16 protein-coding genes are annotated in these 16,189 nt (G+C 71.5%); 9 read left to right on the top strand and 7 right to left on the bottom strand.

From position 1 onward, the window contains the following. Positions 1-682: 682 nt before the first annotated feature. Positions 683-3,328, top strand: a complete 2,646-nt coding sequence (locus E2B92_RS32295; RefSeq protein ID WP_185923688.1) for an ABC transporter ATP-binding protein/permease — start codon at positions 683-685, stop codon at positions 3,326-3,328. A gap of 69 nt (positions 3,329-3,397) precedes the next feature. Here E2B92_RS32295 and E2B92_RS32290 read toward each other — a convergent pair whose 3' ends face one another. From E2B92_RS32290 to E2B92_RS32280, 3 genes are all read right to left on the bottom strand, one after another. Beyond that, positions 3,398-4,159: a transglycosylase SLT domain-containing protein gene (locus tag E2B92_RS32290; RefSeq protein ID WP_126887785.1), complete on the bottom strand. Its 762-nt coding sequence runs from the start codon at positions 4,157-4,159 to the stop codon at positions 3,398-3,400. A gap of 304 nt (positions 4,160-4,463) precedes the next feature. Then, positions 4,464-5,519, bottom strand: coding sequence for an S-adenosylmethionine:tRNA ribosyltransferase-isomerase (locus tag E2B92_RS32285; protein ID WP_126887786.1), 1,056 nt, complete (start codon positions 5,517-5,519; stop codon positions 4,464-4,466). Next, a complete protein-coding gene (locus E2B92_RS32280; protein WP_126887787.1) occupies positions 5,516-6,217 on the bottom strand; it encodes an SDR family NAD(P)-dependent oxidoreductase in 702 nt (233 codons plus the stop codon). The genes E2B92_RS32285 and E2B92_RS32280 overlap by 4 nt, the downstream gene beginning before the upstream one ends. 178 nt (positions 6,218-6,395) lie before the next feature. Between E2B92_RS32280 and E2B92_RS32275 the strand changes: the two genes are divergently transcribed. The 3 genes from E2B92_RS32275 (at position 6,396) to E2B92_RS32265 (ending at position 8,626) form a co-directional block, all read left to right on the top strand. Further along, complete coding sequence (locus tag E2B92_RS32275; RefSeq protein ID WP_126887788.1) at positions 6,396-7,553, top strand: GAF domain-containing sensor histidine kinase; 1,158 nt, start codon at positions 6,396-6,398, stop codon at positions 7,551-7,553. Further along, positions 7,546-8,208, top strand: coding sequence for a response regulator (locus E2B92_RS32270; RefSeq protein ID WP_235024079.1), 663 nt, complete (start codon positions 7,546-7,548; stop codon positions 8,206-8,208). Before E2B92_RS32275 ends, E2B92_RS32270 begins: the two co-directional genes overlap by 8 nt. A gap of 172 nt (positions 8,209-8,380) precedes the next feature. Continuing rightward, positions 8,381-8,626: a chaplin gene (locus E2B92_RS32265; RefSeq protein WP_126887789.1), complete on the top strand. Its 246-nt coding sequence runs from the start codon at positions 8,381-8,383 to the stop codon at positions 8,624-8,626. Positions 8,627-8,736: 110 nt separating this feature from the next. Here E2B92_RS32265 and E2B92_RS32260 read toward each other — a convergent pair whose 3' ends face one another. Further along, positions 8,737-9,540 carry a hypothetical protein gene (locus tag E2B92_RS32260; RefSeq protein WP_126887790.1) on the bottom strand — a complete coding sequence of 268 codons (804 nt, stop codon included), beginning with the start codon at positions 9,538-9,540 and terminating at the stop codon, positions 8,737-8,739. 173 nt (positions 9,541-9,713) lie between these two features. On the opposite strand from E2B92_RS32260, the gene E2B92_RS32255 reads away from it, so the two are divergent. The 4 genes from E2B92_RS32255 (at position 9,714) to E2B92_RS32240 (ending at position 12,955) form a co-directional block, all read left to right on the top strand. Beyond that, on the top strand, positions 9,714-10,505 hold the full coding sequence (locus tag E2B92_RS32255; RefSeq protein ID WP_126887791.1) for an ABC transporter ATP-binding protein: 792 nt from the start codon (positions 9,714-9,716) through the stop codon (positions 10,503-10,505). A gap of 70 nt (positions 10,506-10,575) precedes the next feature. After that, positions 10,576-11,004: an NfeD family protein gene (locus E2B92_RS32250; RefSeq protein ID WP_126887792.1), complete on the top strand. Its 429-nt coding sequence runs from the start codon at positions 10,576-10,578 to the stop codon at positions 11,002-11,004. 149 nt (positions 11,005-11,153) lie between these two features. Beyond that, entirely contained in the window at positions 11,154-12,107 is a 954-nt protein-coding gene (locus E2B92_RS32245; protein WP_064072637.1) for an SPFH domain-containing protein, read from the top strand. 77 nt (positions 12,108-12,184) lie between these two features. Beyond that, positions 12,185-12,955, top strand: a complete 771-nt coding sequence (locus E2B92_RS32240) for a sulfite exporter TauE/SafE family protein (protein WP_126887793.1) — start codon at positions 12,185-12,187, stop codon at positions 12,953-12,955. Positions 12,956-13,039: 84 nt separating this feature from the next. On the opposite strand, the gene E2B92_RS32235 is transcribed toward E2B92_RS32240, so the two are convergent. From E2B92_RS32235 to E2B92_RS32225, 3 genes are all read right to left on the bottom strand, one after another. Beyond that, complete coding sequence (locus tag E2B92_RS32235) at positions 13,040-13,546, bottom strand: HNH endonuclease (RefSeq protein WP_126887794.1); 507 nt, start codon at positions 13,544-13,546, stop codon at positions 13,040-13,042. Positions 13,547-13,725: 179 nt separating this feature from the next. Continuing rightward, positions 13,726-14,262 (bottom strand): YbhB/YbcL family Raf kinase inhibitor-like protein, encoded by a 537-nt coding sequence (locus E2B92_RS32230; RefSeq protein ID WP_126887799.1) that lies wholly within the window; start codon positions 14,260-14,262, stop codon positions 13,726-13,728. 50 nt (positions 14,263-14,312) lie between these two features. Next, on the bottom strand, positions 14,313-15,095 hold the full coding sequence (locus E2B92_RS32225) for a sporulation protein (RefSeq protein ID WP_126887795.1): 783 nt from the start codon (positions 15,093-15,095) through the stop codon (positions 14,313-14,315). A 93-nt stretch (positions 15,096-15,188) separates the two neighbouring features. Between E2B92_RS32225 and E2B92_RS32220 the strand changes: the two genes are divergently transcribed. Further along, entirely contained in the window at positions 15,189-15,830 is a 642-nt protein-coding gene (locus E2B92_RS32220; protein WP_126887796.1) for a DNA-3-methyladenine glycosylase, read from the top strand. The last annotated feature ends 359 nt before the right edge of the window (positions 15,831-16,189 follow it).

Genomic DNA, 16,189 nt, shown 5'->3' with positions numbered 1-16,189 from the left:
CCCCCCCCCCCCCCCCCCCCCCCCCCCCCCCCCCCCCCCCCCCCCCCCCCCCCCCCCCCCCCCCCCCCCCCCCCCCCCCCCCCCCCCCCCCCCCCCCCCCCCCCCCCCCCCCCCCCCCCCCCCCCCCGCCCCCCCCCCCCCCCCGCCCCCCCCCCGCCCCCCCCCCCCCCCCCCCCCCCCCCCGCCACCCCCCCCCCCCCCCCCCCCCCCCCCCCCCCCCCCCCCCCCCCCCGCCCCCCCCGCCGGTCCGGTCGCGCCCGCCCAATGACCCGTATCCGCCGCATCCGCCCCAAGCAGGTGCAGACCGAGCGCCGCGACGGCCGCCATGGCGACCAGCGACCAGCTCACGGCGGCGATCGAGGCCAGGATCACATCAACCCACCGGGTACGTCGGCCGTCGCCGTCCTCGTACATAAGGACCCCCCAGAAGAACCCGCGATCCGTGCCGAGTTGCCCCATTCACGCATGATCCGTACGCACTCATGGGTGCTTACCACTCTCCGGGCGCATTTCTCCACAGTCAACGGCACACGGATGCGGGCGGCCAGAGACCCTGCGCGCGGTCTTCACACCGCCCGACTTTCGATTCGGGCGCCGGGCCTGAAATAGTTCCCCCCGATGTTCGCCATCCCTAGACTCCCTGCCACGGGGGGAACTCGGGGGACAAGTAGTGGGGCATGGAGTGCCGGAACTCGTACTGGAATTGAACGGAAGGACCTGGGCTCTCGATCCGTCCAGGTCGTACACCCTCGGACGTGATCCGCAGGGCGACCTGGTGATCGACGACGCCAGGGTTTCGTGGCGGCATGCCACGGTGAGCTGGAACGGCCGCAGTTGGGCCATCGAGGACCACGGCTCCACCAACGGCACGTACGTGCAGGGCCAGCGGATCCACCAGATGGAGATCGGCCCCGGCTCCGCCGTGCACCTCGGCAACGCGACCGACGGCCCCCGGCTGAGCCTGACCGACAGTGCCTCGGCCGCGGGCGCGTTCAGCGCCCAGGGCGCGGCCCCGCAGGCCCAGGCGCACGCCCCGTCGGCCGCGCCGCAGCAGGCCTGGCAGCAGCAGGCGCCGGCCCAGGCCGCCGCGCCGCAGCAGCCCCACCAGCAGGGCTGGCCCCAGCAGGCGCAGCAGCCCGCCCAGGCCCAGCAGCCCCACCAGGCCCAGCCTCACCAGGCCCAGGCCCCCGCCCAGCCGCACGTCCCGCACCAGCAGCCCGGCTCCGCGGGCCACCCCGGCCACCCCGGCGCTCCTGCCGAGCAGTACGCGCAGAAGGTCCCGGGCCAGGGCGGCGCCCCGGCGGCCTCGCCGGTCCACGCCGAGCGCAGCCCGACCACCTTCCACCAGTTCGCGCTGGGCCGCGTCATGCGCATCGGTCGTGCGCTCGAGAACGAGCTGGTCGTCTCCGACCTCCAGGTCTCGCGCCACCACGCCGAGTTCCACGCCACGCCCGACGGCCGGTTCGAGATCCGTGACCTCGGCTCGCACAACGGCACGTACGTCAACGGTCAGCCGCTGGCCAAGTCCGGCTCCGCGCTCATCGGCCCCAACGACATCGTCGGCGTCGGCCACTCGACGTTCCGGCTCGTCGGTGACCGGCTCGAGGAGTTCGTCGACACCGGTGAGGTCTCCTTCTCCGCCCGCCACCTCACCGTCACGGTCGACGGCGGCAAGCAGATCCTGAAGGACGTCTCCTTCGGTGTTCCGGAGAAGTCGCTCATCGCGGTCATCGGCCCGTCCGGCTCCGGCAAGTCGACCCTGCTCAAGGCGCTCACCGGCTACCGGCCCGCCAACCAGGGCGACGTCCTCTACGACAACCGGAACCTGTACAAGCAGTTCGCCGAGCTCCGCCAGCGCATCGGTCTGGTCCCGCAGGACGACATCCTGCACAAGGAGCTGACCGTCCGCACGGCGCTGAAGTACGCCGCGAAGCTCCGTTTCCCCGCGGACACCACCGAGCAGGAGCGCGAGGCGCGGATCGACGAGGTCCTGCGCGAGCTGAAGCTCGACATCCACAAGACCAAGAAGATCACCGCCCTCTCCGGCGGTCAGCGCAAGCGCGTCTCGGTCGCCCTGGAGCTGCTGACGAAGCCGTCCCTGATCTTCCTGGACGAGCCGACCTCGGGCCTCGACCCGGGCATGGACCGCGACGTCATGCAGTTGCTGCGCGGGCTGGCCGACGACGGCCGTACGGTCCTGGTCGTCACCCACTCCGTCGCCGAGCTCGCGCTCTGCGACAAGCTGCTGGTCATGGCGCCCGGCGGTTCGGTGGCCTACTTCGGCCCGCCGGAGGAGGCGCTCAACTTCTTCGGCTACGACACGTGGGCGGACGTCTTCTCCGCCTTCGAGAACTACCGCGACTACGACTGGGCGGGCCGCTGGAAGGGCTCGCAGCACTACCAGATGTACGCCGCGGACCTCGACGCGGTCGCCCCGCAGTCGGTGGAGATGCCGTCGGCGCACGCGATGCGCCCGCCCAAGCCGCAGGGCTGGGGCGCGCAGCTCTGGACCCTGATCCGCCGCTACCTCTCGGTGATCGCCTCCGACAAGGGCTTCATGGCCCTGATGGTGATCCTGCCGGCCGTCCTCGGTGTGGTTTCCACGCTGATCAGCTCGAACTACGGCCTCCGGCCCAGCCCGCGCGGCCCGAACGGCAGCGCGGCGACGATCCTGCTGATTCTCGCGGTGGGTGCCTGCTTCGCCGGCGCCGCCAACTCCGTACGAGAGTTGATCAAGGAACGGGTCATCTACGAACGGGAACGGGCTACGGGCCTGTCACGTTCGGCGTATCTGATGTCGAAGGTGATCGTCCTCGGCCTGATCACGGTCATCCAGGGCGCGATCATCGGCGGCATCGGCTTCGGCATGCGGGACGTGCCGGACGAGGGCCTGCTCTTCGGCTCCTCCCTGGTGCGTCTGGAGCTCAGCCTGCCGATCATGGCGCTCGGCTTCACCTCGATGATGTTCGGCCTGATCATCTCCTCGCTGGTGAAGACCGCCGAGAAGACGATGCCGCTGCTGGTGATGTTCGCGATCATCCAGGTGGTGTTCACGGGCTGTCTGTTCACGCTGCACGGCCAGGTCGGCGTCAACGAGTTCTCGTACCTGATGCCGTCCCGCTGGGCCGTCGCCGCCGCCGGTACGACGGTGGAGCTCAACAAGCTCTTCCCCAACCAGGACGACCCCACCGACACGGACCCGCTGTGGGACCACGAGGTGGGCATGTGGATGGCCGACATGGGCGCGCTCCTGGCGCTCGGCGCCATCTGCGGCGTGATCGTGGCGCGCCTGCTGCGCCGCCACGAGCCGGAGGTCATGCGGAAGTAACCCGCACGCACGTACGCCGGAGGGCGGCACCCCGCACGGGGTGCCGCCCTCCGGCATGTCGCGACAGGCTCAGTAGGCGCTGTTCACGTTGTCCATCGAGCCGTAGCGGTCGGCCGCGTAGTTGCAGGCGGCGACGATGTTGGCGACCGGGTCGTACTGGTCGAACTTGGTGCCCGGCACGTGGTAGGCCTTGAAGGTCGGGTAGATGACCTGGAGCAGGCCCTTGGACGGGACGCCGTTGATGGCGTTGATGTCCCAGTTGTTGATGGCCCGGGGGTTACCGCTGGACTCCCGCATGATGTTGCGGTGGATGCCGTCGTAGGTGCCCGGGATGTTGTGCTTCTTCATGATGAAGAGCGCCTCGCGGATCCAGCCGTCGAGGTTGTTGGCGAACACCGGCTTGCGGGCGGCGGCGCGGCTGGCGGCGGCCTTGGCGGCGGCGCGCTTCTTCGCGGCGGCCTGGGCCTGGGCCTTCGCCTTGGCGGCAGCGGCGGCCTGCGCCTTGGCCTTGGCGGCAGCGGCGGCCTGGGCCTTCGCCTTCGCGGCGGCGGCGTCGGCCTTCGCCTTCAGCTCGATCGTCGTCTGCTGCTCGGTGATGCCGAGGTGCAGGGGCTTGCTCTGCGTGTTGGAGAGCGTGCTGGTCAGCGCGACCGGAGCGGCAGCGGGGGCGGCGGCGACAGCCTGCGGCTCCGTCTCGGCGGCGGCGTCGTTGCCAGGAACGACGGAGAACGCGAGCGCGGCGGCGCTCAGCGTGGCGATGCCGGCGAGGGAGAGCTTGTGGTTCTGCTTGAGACGGCTGAAGCCGGGGCGGCGGGTGCTGGACGCGGACATGCAGTCGTACCTCTTCGAATAGCGGGACGTCGCGTGGCCGGGGCGGCGCTACGCCTGCTGCGGCGGGCGACGGCTGCAATTCTTAGCGGCAGCAAAATCGGGAGGCAAAGGTGTGACGTACGAAGCCGGGTAGTGGATCAGCGGGTGCCGAAGAGCGTGTCCGCACCCGCCCCGCACCCGCTGGACCAGCACTCATCCGGTGTTTATGTCCTCCACTAGCCCGGTTCGTAAGTGACCTGCGTCCTATGTGCGGGCTCACATCGGGCAGGTAACGGTCTCACCATCTGTTGCACGAGCAATGCGCTCAGTGAGGGCCCTCCTCCGGGAGGAGGAGATGGACGTCGCCGAACTCGTGCCACAGGTACTGCCGCCTCAGCGCCTCGGCGTACGCACGCCCCAGCGCCTCCCGCCCGGCGACGGCCTCCAGCATCAGCAGGTGCGACGCCTCCGGCTCGTGCAGCCCGGTCAGCAGCCCGTCCACGGCACGCACCCCGCGCCGCGGCGTGACCACCAGGTCCGTCCAGCCGGAGGCCGGGCGCACCACGCCGTCCTCCCCGGCCGCCGACTCCAGCGCCCGCACCGCCGTCGTCCCCACGGCCACGATCCGCCCGCCGGCCGCCCGTGCCGCACCCACCAGCCACGCGGTCGCCGCCGGCACCTCGAACCGCTCCGGGTACGGCGGCTCGTGCGCCTCCACCGACGCCACCCCCGTGTGCAGCCTCACCGGCGCGAACTGCACGCCCCGGCTCACCAGCTCCGCCACCGTCCCCGCCGTGAACGGCCGCGCGGCGCTCGGCATCTCCGCGGAGCCCGCCCCGTCCCGCGACGGCCGGGCGAACACGGTCTGGTACGCGGCCACCGGCTGGTCCCGCTCCGTGTACCGGTACCGGATGGGACGCCCGTACCCGGCCAGCAGCCCCGGCACACCCACCGAGACCGACGCCCACCACAGCCGCCCCGACCCCGGACTCAGCGGCTCCTCCAGCACGAGCTGCGCCCCGCCCGGCAGCCGCACCACCGCGCCCGCCGGCCCGCCGGGCCTGGGCCGCGTACTGCCCCGCCCGTCCGGGTCCCGCACCTCCACCGACCAGCGCCCGTCGTCCCCGCACGTGGAGAAGTGCACCACCACCGTCTCCCGGCCCAGCCGCCCGGTCACCGCGGCGGCCAGCGTCGGCGAGGTGTTCACCACCAGCACGTCCCCGGCGCGCAGCAGCCCCGGCAGCTCACGGAACGCGTGGTGCGTCACATCCGTCCCGCGCGACACCATCAGCCGTACGTCGTCCCGCCCCGAGCCCCGCTGCTCGGCCGGCACCCGCGCCGACAGCTCCTCCGGCACCCGCAGCGCCTCGAGCACACTCACGCCCCCACCCCCAGCAGCGCGGGAGCCGTGAACCGCCCGCTCGCCGGCCGCTCCGCCAGCAGCCGCAGGAACGCCGGAACCACCGACTCCGGACTCGGGCGCCCCGCGTCGTCGTCCAGCGGGACGGCCGCCCGGTACAGATCCGTCCGCATGTCGCCCGGGTCGACCGCCCAGACCCGCAGCCCCGGCTCCTCCACGGCCAGCACCGCCGCGAGCCGGTCCAGCGCCGCCTTCGACGCCCCGTACCCGCCCCACGTCTCGTACGCCTCCACGGCCGCGTCCGAACTGAGCGCCATCACCGCCCCCGACGCACTCGCCCGCAGCAGCGGAAGAGCCTCCTGTACGAGGCCGAGGGCGGCCACCACATTGGTCTCCAGCGCCACCCGCAACCCCTCCAGCGGCAGCGCGTCCAGCCGCACCAGCGGCTCGGCACCCAGCGCGCTCGCGTTGCTGACCAGCAGGTCCAGCCCACCCAGCTCCCGCGCCGCCGCCACCAGCGCCGCCCGGTGCCACCCGTCCGCGACGTCCCCCGGCAGCGCCACCACCCGCGTCCCGTGCGCCCGCGCCCGTCGCGCGCTCTCCTCCAGTACGGACGCGGTCCGGGCGTCCAGCACCAGATCCCAGCCCTCCCGGGCGAGCGCCACGGCCAGCGCCCGCCCCAGCCCCTTGGAAGCACCCGTGATGATCGCGACAGCCATGACACCCATCCCCTGTTCACGTCGGAAATCGATGCCCTCAGCCTGGAACCCGGGGCCGCGCGGCCGCCTCCGCCCCGAGCCCCGACCCGTGCGGCACTTCGGCCTAGGTCCGCGGCCCCACGCGGCCGCCGTCCCCGGTCCGATACGGACTGTCATCCCCCGCCGGTAACGTGAACGCATGACCGATCGACCGCCCCGCTCCGGCCTCGCCGCCGTCAGCACCGCCCTGCTCGCGATGAGCAGACACCTGGAGGTGCGCGACGTCCTCAAGACGATCGTCGCCTCCGCCCGTGAGCTGCTCGACGCCGAGTACGCGGCGCTGGGCGTCCCCGACGACCACGGCGGCTTCGCCCAGTTCGTCGTGGACGGCGTCAGCGACGAGCAGTGGAAGGCGATCGGCCCCCTCCCGCGCCAGCACGGCATCCTCGCCGCGATGCTCCGCGAGGCGAAGACCGAGCGCCTCGCCGACGTGCGCAAGGACCCGCGCTTCGAGGGCTGGCCCGCCGCCCACCCCGACATGTCGGACTTCCTGGGCCTGCCCATCCGGGACGGCGACGAGACGATCGGCGCGCTCTTCCTCGCCAACAAGCGCTGCCCCGGGGACACCGCCCCGCGGGGCGGCTGCGGCTTCACCGAGGACGACGAGGCCCTGCTCGGCATCCTCGCCCAGCACGCCGCGATAGCCCTCACCAACGCCCGGCTGTACGAGCGCAGCCGCGAGCTCACCATCGCCGAGGAGCGCTCCCGGCTCGCCCACGAGCTGCACGACGCCGTCAGCCAGAAGCTCTTCTCCCTGCGCCTCACCGCCCAGGCCGCCGCCGCCCTGGTCGACCGCGACCCGGCCCGGGCCAAGGGCGAGCTCCAGCAGGTCGCCGTGCTCGCCGCCGAGGCCGCCGACGAGCTGCGTGCCGCGGTCGTCGAGCTGCGCCCCGCCGCGCTCGACGAGGACGGCCTCGTCCACACCCTCCGTACGCAGATCCAGGTCCTGGACCGCGCCCACACCGCCCGGGTGACGTTCGACAGCTCCGGGGTGCGGGCCCTGCCCGCCGCCCAGGAGGAGGCCATGCTCCGGGTCGCCCAGGAGGCACTGCACAACGCGCTGCGGCACTCCGGCGCCGACCGGGTGGCCGTCTCCCTCGTACGCCGCGGCCAGGGCGCCCTGCTCAGCGTCACCGACAACGGCAAGGGCTTCGAACCGCGGTCGGTCCGCCGGGCCGGCCGCCACCTGGGCCTGGTCTCGATGCGGGACCGGGCGGGCGGCGTCGGCGGCAGGCTCACCGTCCAGTCCGCGCCCGGTAAGGGCACCACGATCGAGATGGAGGTCCCCGGTGGCTGAGGCTGTGCCCCGTTCACAGACTGGCATCCGCGTCCTGCTGGTCGACGACCACCAGGTGGTCCGCCGCGGACTGCGCACGTTCCTGGAGGTCCAGGACGACATCGAGGTGGTGGGTGAGGCGGGCGACGGCGCCGAGGGCGTGGCCCGCGCCGAGGAGCTGCGCCCCGACGTCGTCCTCATGGACGTCAAGATGCCCGGCATGGACGGCATCGAGGCCCTGCGCAAGCTCCGCGAGCTGGGCAACGCGGCCAAGGTGCTGATCGTCACCAGCTTCACCGAGCAGCGCACGGTCGTCCCGGCCCTGCGGGCGGGCGCGTCGGGTTACGTCTACAAGGACGTCGATCCCGACGCCCTGGCCGGCGCCATCCGGTCGGTGCACGCCGGGCACGTCCTGCTCCAGCCGGAGGTGGCCGTGGCGCTGCTCTCCCAGGAGGAGACCAACGGCGGCACGGGCCGGGGCGGCACCCTCACCGAGCGGGAGCGCGAGGTCCTGGGCCTGATCGCCGACGGCCGGTCCAACCGGGAGATCGCCCGGGCGCTGGTCCTCTCGGAGAAGACCGTCAAGACGCACGTCTCGAACATCCTGATGAAGCTGGACCTCGCCGACCGCACCCAGGCCGCCCTCTGGGCGGTCCGCCACGGCCTGACCGGCTGAACCGGCTGAACCGGTCCACCGGTCCACCGGTCAACCCGGGGTTCCCTGGCGGTACGAGATTCATACTGTCGGGTGTATGTCACCCACTCGGCGCAACCCATGCGCCGGGCGGGCGTTCTCCATGGCGTGCCGCGGTGATCGCCGCGGCGAGAGTCAACGGAGGATGTGCGAAGTGAAGAACCTGAAGAAGGCCGCTGCCGTCACCATGGTCGCCGGTGGACTCGTGGCCGCCGCCGCGGGCGCCGCGTCCGCCACCAGCGGTGCGCACGCGGACGGCGCGGCCATCGGGTCGCCCGGCGTCGGCTCCGGCAACCTGGTTCAGGTCCCGGTCCACGTCCCGGTGAACGTCTCGGGCAACAGCGTCAACGTGATCGGCCTCCTGAACCCGGCCTTCGGCAACACCGCCGTCAACCACTGACGGCTGATCGACCGCCCCGGCCCCCAGCCCCACCTGGGGGCCGTCGCACGCCCGGAGGGCCGGGGCCGGCCACCGCCCGAACCGGCCCCGGCCCACCGCCCCCACGGGACTCACCCCCGCTCGCGCTCCTCCACCCACGCGTTGAACGCCGCCACCTGCGCCCGCCTGGCCACACGCTCCACCGGCCGCAGCGCCTCCGCCCGGGCCGCCATCTCCGACGCGCTCACCGCCCCGCCGTGCGCACTCCCCGTCCCGTACGCCGGCGCGTACGCCAGCGACACCAGCAGCCCCACCCGCTGAGCCAGCTCCAGCACCCGCACCGCCCGCGGCGGATACCCCGGCGCCAGCACCGCACGCCCCGCCTCCGCCCGCGCCCGGTACGCGTCGAGCGCCGCCTCCGCCACCGGACCCGACGCCGCCACGTCCAGCCGCGTCAGCACCACCGTCGCCTCCCGCAGCGCCTCCGCCAGCTCCCGCTCCGCCTCACCCAGCGACGGCACGTCCGCCGGCGGCGCCTCCCGCACCGGCAGGCAGTGCCACACCACCTCCACGTGCAGGTCACCGGCGCCCGGCCCCGCCTCGTACACCTCCGGCACCAGACCGAAGCCCGCCCCGTACCCGACGACCGCCTCCTCCGCCTGCAGCGCCCTGGCGTTGAACTCCGGCGGACCGCTCAGCCCCAGCGGGTGCCCCGGCGCCGGCAGCGCCACCCGCCAGCCCGTGACGCCCAGCGCCCGCAGCCTGCCCAGCGCCAGCGTCAGACCGACCTGCCCCTCCTCACCCGGCAGCCCCTCCACCCGGTGCACCGCGTCGTCGCCGACGATCGCGAGCACGGCCTCATCCGGCGACACCAACCCGGCCAGCAGGGCGTTCCCCCATGCGGCCAACCGTCCTGAACGTGGTTCCGAAAGCATCCCCCCACCCTAGGCACTGCCACCGGGACACCGTTCCCGAACCGGACCCGAGCGGACCTAGGGAGACCTAACGACCGGCTCACGCCACCAGTGGCGTAGGTTTTCCCCTGGGAGCTTCGCCCACAGGCGCAAGCGACGACGAGACTCGACCGCATAGGGGAGACAACGCGCTCATGAGCGATGTACTGGAGCTGGTGGACGTATCCGTGGTCCGCGACGGACGTGCTCTGGTGGACGACGTCTCCTGGTCGGTCAAGGAGGGCGAGCGCTGGGTCATCCTCGGCCCCAACGGCGCCGGCAAGACCACCCTCCTCAACGTCGCGTCCAGCTACCTCTTCCCGAGCAGCGGCACCGCCCGCATCCTGGGCGACCGGCTCGGCAAGGTCGACGTCTTCGAGCTGCGCCCCCGCATCGGCATGGCCGGCATCGCCATGGCCGACAAGCTGCCCAAGCGGCAGACCGTCCTCCAGACCGTCCTCACCGCCGCGTACGGCATGACCGCCACCTGGAACGAGGACTACGACGCCGTCGACGAGGACCGCGCCCGCGCCTTCCTCGACCGCCTCGGCATGACCGAGTACCTGGACCGCACCTTCGGCACCCTCTCCGAGGGCGAGCGCAAGCGCACCCTGATCGCCCGCGCCATGATGACCGACCCCGAGCTGCTGCTCCTCGACGAGCCGGCCGCCGGCCTCGACCTCGGCGGCCGCGAGGACCTGGTGCGCCGCCTCGGCCGCCTCGCCCGCGACGCCTACGCCCCCTCGATGATCATGGTCACCCACCACGTCGAGGAGATCCCCCCGGGCTTCACCCACGTCCTGATGATCCGTCAGGGCAAGGTGCTCGCCGCCGGACCGGTCGAGACGGAGCTGACCTCCCGCAACCTCTCGCACTGCTTCGGCCTGCCGCTCGTCGTCGAGCGCGTCGGCGACCGCTACACCGCTCAGGGTCTGCCCCTCTCCTGACACCCCTTCCGACCGAGGGAGCCCCACCGCGCCCTGTCCGCGACCCGACCCCCGGTCCTACCATGACCACGTGGACATCGACGCATGGGTCTGGTGGCTGATCGGCGCGGTGGGACTCGGCATCCCGCTCGTCCTGACCGCGATGCCGGAATTCGGAATGCTGTCCGTCGGAGCGATCGCCGGAGCCGTCACCGCGGGCCTCGGCTTCGGCATCGTGGCCCAAGTGGTCGTCTTCGCCGCCGTCTCCGTCGCCCTCATCGCGGTGGTCCGCCCCATCGCGGCCCGCCACCGCGACGGCCGGCCCCAACTGGCCACCAACGTGGACGCCCTCAGAGGCAGACAGGCCGTCGTCCTGGAACGGGTCGACGGCACCGGCGGCCGGATCAAACTCGCCGGCGAGATCTGGTCCGCCCGCGCCCTCGACACCGACCAGGTCTTCGAACCGGGCCGGCAGGTCGACGTGGTCGAGATCGACGGTGCGACCGCCGTCGTGATGTAGTGCCATGACGAGGCGTCAAACATAGGCAACCTGGTCAACTCCCGCCGAACGGCGCACGCGAGGGCCCGCCGTCTGCGAAACTCGATCATCGAACCAACCGGCAACGAAACCGGCAGACAACCGGCAGCGAAGGGCACGGGGAACACACGATGCCATCAGTCATCATCGTCCTGGTCATCCTGGTGGTGCTCGTCTTCATCGCCCTGATCAAGACGATCCAGGTCATCCCGCAGGCCAGCGCCGCCATCGTCGAGCGCTTCGGCCGCTACACCCGCACCCTCAACGCGGGACTGAACATCGTCGTCCCGTTCATCGACTCGATCCGCAACCGGATCGACCTCCGCGAACAGGTCGTCCCCTTCCCGCCCCAGCCGGTGATCACCCAGGACAACCTGGTCGTGAACATCGACACCGTCATCTACTACCAGGTGACCGACGCCCGCGCCGCGACCTACGAAGTCGCCAGCTACATCCAGGCGATCGAACAGCTCACCGTCACCACGCTGCGCAACATCATCGGCGGCATGGACCTGGAGCGCACCCTCACCTCCCGCGAGGAGATCAACGCCGCCCTGCGCGGCGTCCTCGACGAAGCCACCGGCAAGTGGGGCATCCGCGTCAACCGCGTGGAGCTCAAGGCCATCGAGCCGCCCACCTCCATCCAGGACTCGATGGAGAAGCAGATGCGCGCCGACCGCGACAAGCGCGCCGCCATCCTCACCGCAGAAGGCATCCGCCAGTCGCAGATCCTCACCGCCGAGGGCGAGAAGCAGTCCGCCATCCTCCGCGCCGAAGGTGAGGCCAAGGCCGCCGCCCTCCGCGCCGAGGGCGAGGCCCAGGCCGTCCGCACGGTCTTCGAGGCCATCCACGCCGGCGACCCCGACCAGAAGCTCCTCTCGTACCAGTACCTCCAGATGCTCCCGAAGATCGCCGAGGGCGACGCCAACAAGCTCTGGATCGTCCCCAGCGAGATCGGCGACGCCCTCAAGGGCCTCTCCGGCGCCTTCGGCAACCTCGGCAGCGGCGCCCCCGGCTTCAACACCGGCGGCACCGGCAAGGAACGCCCCCCGGCCCAGCGCCGCGAAGAGCCCCCGGTCGACTGAAACACCCACCCCTTCGTGCATGATCAGTGCATCAAGCACCGATCCCGCAAGCACTGATCCTGCACGAAGGGCACAGCGTGACGATCTGGGAAATGCTCGCCGTCTTCGCCGCGAGCATCGGCGCCGGCACGATCAACACCATCGTCGGATCGGGAACGCTCATCACCTTCCCCGTCCTGGTCGCCACCGGCCTCCCGCCCGTGACCGCCACCGTCTCCAACGCCCTCGGCCTCATCCCCGGCTCCATCAGCGGAGCCATCGGCTACCGCGCCGAACTCACCGGCCAGCGCCGCCGCGTCCTGCGCCTGAGCACCGCCGCCGCCACCGGAGGACTCTGCGGAGCCATACTGCTCCTCCTCCTGCCCTCCACCGCCTTCGAGACCATCGTCCCCGTCCTGGTCGCCCTCGCCCTCGTCCTGGTCCTGCTGCAACCCCGCATCTCCCGGGCGGTCCAGCGCCGCCGCGAGCGCGAAGGCAGCGGCGGCAACCCCGACGGCGGCCCCCTGCTCCTCACCGGCCTGCTCCTCGCCAGCGTCTACGGCGGCTACTTCACCGCGGCCCAGGGGATCATCTATCTCCCCCTCATGGGCATGCTGCTGCACGACACCATGCAGCGCCTCAACGCGACGAAGAACATCCTCGCGGCCGTCGTCAACACGATCGCCGCGCTCTTCTTCCTCTTCGTCGCCCACTTCGACTGGACGGCCGTGCTGCTGATCGCCGTCGGCTCCACCATCGGCGGCCAGATCGGAGCCAAGGTCGGCCGCCGCCTCCCACCGGCCGCACTGCGCGCGGTGATCGTCATCGTCGGCACCGCGGCGATCGTCCAACTCACCCTCAGGGGATGACCCCCGGCACACGGAAACGGACGAGGCCCGCCCCCGCCGACGACACGTCGGCGACGAGACGGGCCAGCACCCGGCCGCAGCGGCTCACGCCGCCGCGGACGACAGCCAATCGGGCAGCTCCGCACGGTTGCGCACACCCAGCGCGAGCAGCATCGCGTCCGCCGGCGACGGAACGAACGGCTGGTGCAGCAGCGGCATCCCCGCCTGCTCCGGCGTACGGTCCGCCTTGCGGTGATTGTCCTCCGCGCAGGACGCCACCGTGTTCAGCCAGTCGTCCCCGCCGCCCTGCGCCCGCGGCACGACATGGTCCACGGTGGTGGCGCGCCTCCCGCAGTACGCGCACCTGTGCTGGTCCCGCACCAGCACACCCCGCCTCGACCACGGCGCCTGTCTTCGGAACGGCACCCTGACGTACCGGCAGAGCCTGATCACCCGCGGCACCGGAAGTTCCACGGCGGCCGCCCGCATGCGCAGACGAGGATGCTCCTGCTCGACCACGGCCTTGTCCTGAAGGACCAGAACCACCGCACGGTTGAGTGTCACCGTCGACAGCGGCTCGAAGCTCGCGTTGAGTACCAGCGTGTCCCGCATCCTGCCCACCTCCCGTGTGCCGGCCCGGCCCTGTTCGGCGGGCCTTGGGCTGGGATCAACTCTGGCCGGGCACGCCGGGTTGGACAACGCAATATCCGTGCGCAACGAAAGATGCCCGCTCCTGATCTCTCCAAGACCAGGAGCGGGCAAACAGAAAACGAACGATCGGCTGCGCCGGCTCAGCCCTCCACGGGCTCCGCGTAGTGACCGATCAGGTGAGCACGCGCCAGCGTGTGGAACCGCAGATTGAACCCGACCACGGCGGGCGACGCGTCCGCGTCCGGCCCGAGCTTCTCCGTGTCCACCGCGTACACGGTGAAGACATAGCGGTGGTCCTCGCCCTTCGGCGGAGCCGCACCGCCGAAGTCCCTCGACCCGTAGTCGTTGCGCACGTGCACCGCCCCGTCGGGCAGGCCCTCGAACGCCCCGCTGCCCGCACCCGCCGGCAACTCGGTGACCGACGCGGGAATGTCGAACAGCACCCAGTGCCAGAACCCGCTCCCGGTCGGCGCGTCCGGATCGAAGCAGGTCACGGCGAAGCTCTTCGTCTGAGCCGGGAAACCCTCCCACCGAAGCTGCGGGGATGTGTTGCCCTCCGCGTACACCTGCGCGTCCGTCAGCGCGGCACCCGGCGCGATGTCGTCGCTCACCACGGTGAACGACGGCACCTCCGGATGGAAGTCGTGGGGGAGCGGCGCCCTCTTCTCCTCGGCCACGGTCACGTCAGAACCTCCGTTTCGCTGTTCTCCGACGAGCTCCGAAGAGCCTAGAGCCAGTTGCGCCGGCCACCGACATCGGCGAGCCACTGGTTGAGGTAGGCGGCCCAGTCGGTGCTGCGGAAGTCGTTCAGGCCGACCTTGAACGCCCGGTACGAGTCGCTGCTCTCGCTGAACAGGCCCGGCTTCTTGTCCATCTCCAGGACGACGTCCATCTCGTTCTGGTCAGCGACGAACGTCAGCTCCACCTGGTTCAGCCCCCGGTACTGCTGCGGCGGCAGGAACTCGATCTCCTGGTAGAACGGCAGCTTCTGCCGCGTCCCGCGGATGTGGCCGCGCTCCATGTCCGCGCTCTTGAACCGGAAGCCGAGCTGGATGAAGGCGTCCAGGATCGCCTGCTGCGCCGGCAGCGGGTGCACGTTGATCGCGTCCAGGTCACTGGAGTCCACGGCCCGCGCGATCTCCAGCTCGGTGGACACACCGATGTCCATCCCCCGGAGCTGCTGCCCGGCGATGGTCGTGACCGGCGTCTCCCACGGGATGTCCAGGCCGAACGGCACCACGTGCACCGCCCCCGCCTTCACCTCGAAGGCCCCACCGAGTCGCACCTTCGTGAATTCGATGTCCTGCTTGTACTCCTGGTCACCGCCCTCGACCTCCACGCGCGCCTGGAGACCGACCGACAGCCCCTCGATCCGCTGATCCACCGAGCCGCCCTGGATGCGTACCTCGCCCTGGACCACACCACCGGGCACGACGTTCGCCTCGGTGAGCACCGTCTCCACGGACGCGCCACCCGCGCCCAGGCTCGCCAGCAGCTTCTTGAACCCCATCTTCACTCCTTATCGGACCGCGTCTGATCCTGACCCCTACATACGCGCATACGCGGAACGGCCACGACCGGTTCCCCAGTACGCTCGTACGACATGATCGAGAGCTCCGACCGTACGCCGCTGCCGCGGACCTTCTTCGACCGCCCCGTACTGGAGGTCGCCCCCGACCTGCTGGGCCGCACCCTGGTACGCCTGACCGACGACGGCCCCATCGAGCTCCGCCTCACCGAGGTGGAGGCGTACGCGGGCGAGGCCGACCCAGGCTCGCACGCCTACCGCGGCCGCACCGCCCGCAACGCCGTGATGTTCGGCCCGCCCGGTCACGCGTACGTCTACTTCACCTACGGCATGTGGCACTGCCTCAACCTGGTGTGCGGCCCGGAGGGCGCCGCGAGTGGTGTCCTGCTGCGAGCCGGCGAGGTCCGGGTCGGCCAGGAGCTCGCCCGCAAACGTCGACTCTCGGCCCGATACGACAAGGAACTGGCCAAAGGCCCCGCCCGGCTCGCCACCGCCCTGGACGTCGACCGCACCCTGGACGGCACCGACGCCTGCGCCGGCCCCGACTCGCCCCTGGCCGTGCTGACCGGCGACCCGGTCTCCGCCGACCAGGTCCGCACCGGCCCCCGCACCGGGGTGGGCGGCGACGGGGCCACGCAGCCCTGGCGCTTCTGGATCGACGACGACCCGACGGTGAGCCCCTACCGGGCCCACACGCCCCGCCGGAAGAGGACTTGACTCGGAGGGACGAAGCGTCTAACGTCTACCGAGCTGCAAGAGCTGGGCCTGCCGTTCCAGGCACCCCAGGAGCAGCCATCCACCACCTAAGATCGACTTCCCGAATGGGTCGGCTTCCGGCGTGTCCGGAATTCAATCCAGCGCCTCGATTATGAGTCGCAGGGGAAATGGTCTAAAGTGAGGGAGTGCCGAAAGGCAAAGGCCCTCCAACGGCCACCGGAAACTGAATCCGAACCGGAAACGGAACGGAAAAAGAATCTGGTAGGGTTGGAAACACCGAAGGGAAGCGCCCGGAGGAAAGCCCGAGAGGGTGAGTACGAAGGAAGCGTCCGTTCCTTGAGAACTCAACAGCGTGCCAA

It is taken from the genome of Streptomyces sp. WAC05374 (assembly GCF_004353505.1).
In the GTDB taxonomy this organism is placed as follows: domain Bacteria; phylum Actinomycetota; class Actinomycetes; order Streptomycetales; family Streptomycetaceae; genus Streptomyces.
Note: the sequence above shows the minus strand (reverse complement) of the source record. Positions and strands in the feature narration are given on the sequence as shown.

Coding starts and splice junctions, on each gene's coding strand:
- E2B92_RS32255 (WP_126887791.1), top strand. CDS start 9,714: ATGAGCGATGTACTGGAGCTGGTGGACGTATCCGTGGTCCGCGACGGA.
- E2B92_RS32275 (WP_126887788.1), top strand. CDS start 6,396: ATGACCGATCGACCGCCCCGCTCCGGCCTCGCCGCCGTCAGCACCGCC.
- E2B92_RS32245 (WP_064072637.1), top strand. CDS start 11,154: ATGCCATCAGTCATCATCGTCCTGGTCATCCTGGTGGTGCTCGTCTTC.
- E2B92_RS32280 (WP_126887787.1), bottom strand. CDS start 6,217: ATGGCTGTCGCGATCATCACGGGTGCTTCCAAGGGGCTGGGGCGGGCG.
- E2B92_RS32290 (WP_126887785.1), bottom strand. CDS start 4,159: ATGTCCGCGTCCAGCACCCGCCGCCCCGGCTTCAGCCGTCTCAAGCAG.
- E2B92_RS32235 (WP_126887794.1), bottom strand. CDS start 13,546: ATGCGGGACACGCTGGTACTCAACGCGAGCTTCGAGCCGCTGTCGACG.
- E2B92_RS32225 (WP_126887795.1), bottom strand. CDS start 15,095: ATGGGGTTCAAGAAGCTGCTGGCGAGCCTGGGCGCGGGTGGCGCGTCC.
- E2B92_RS32220 (WP_126887796.1), top strand. CDS start 15,189: ATGATCGAGAGCTCCGACCGTACGCCGCTGCCGCGGACCTTCTTCGAC.
- E2B92_RS32260 (WP_126887790.1), bottom strand. CDS start 9,540: ATGCTTTCGGAACCACGTTCAGGACGGTTGGCCGCATGGGGGAACGCC.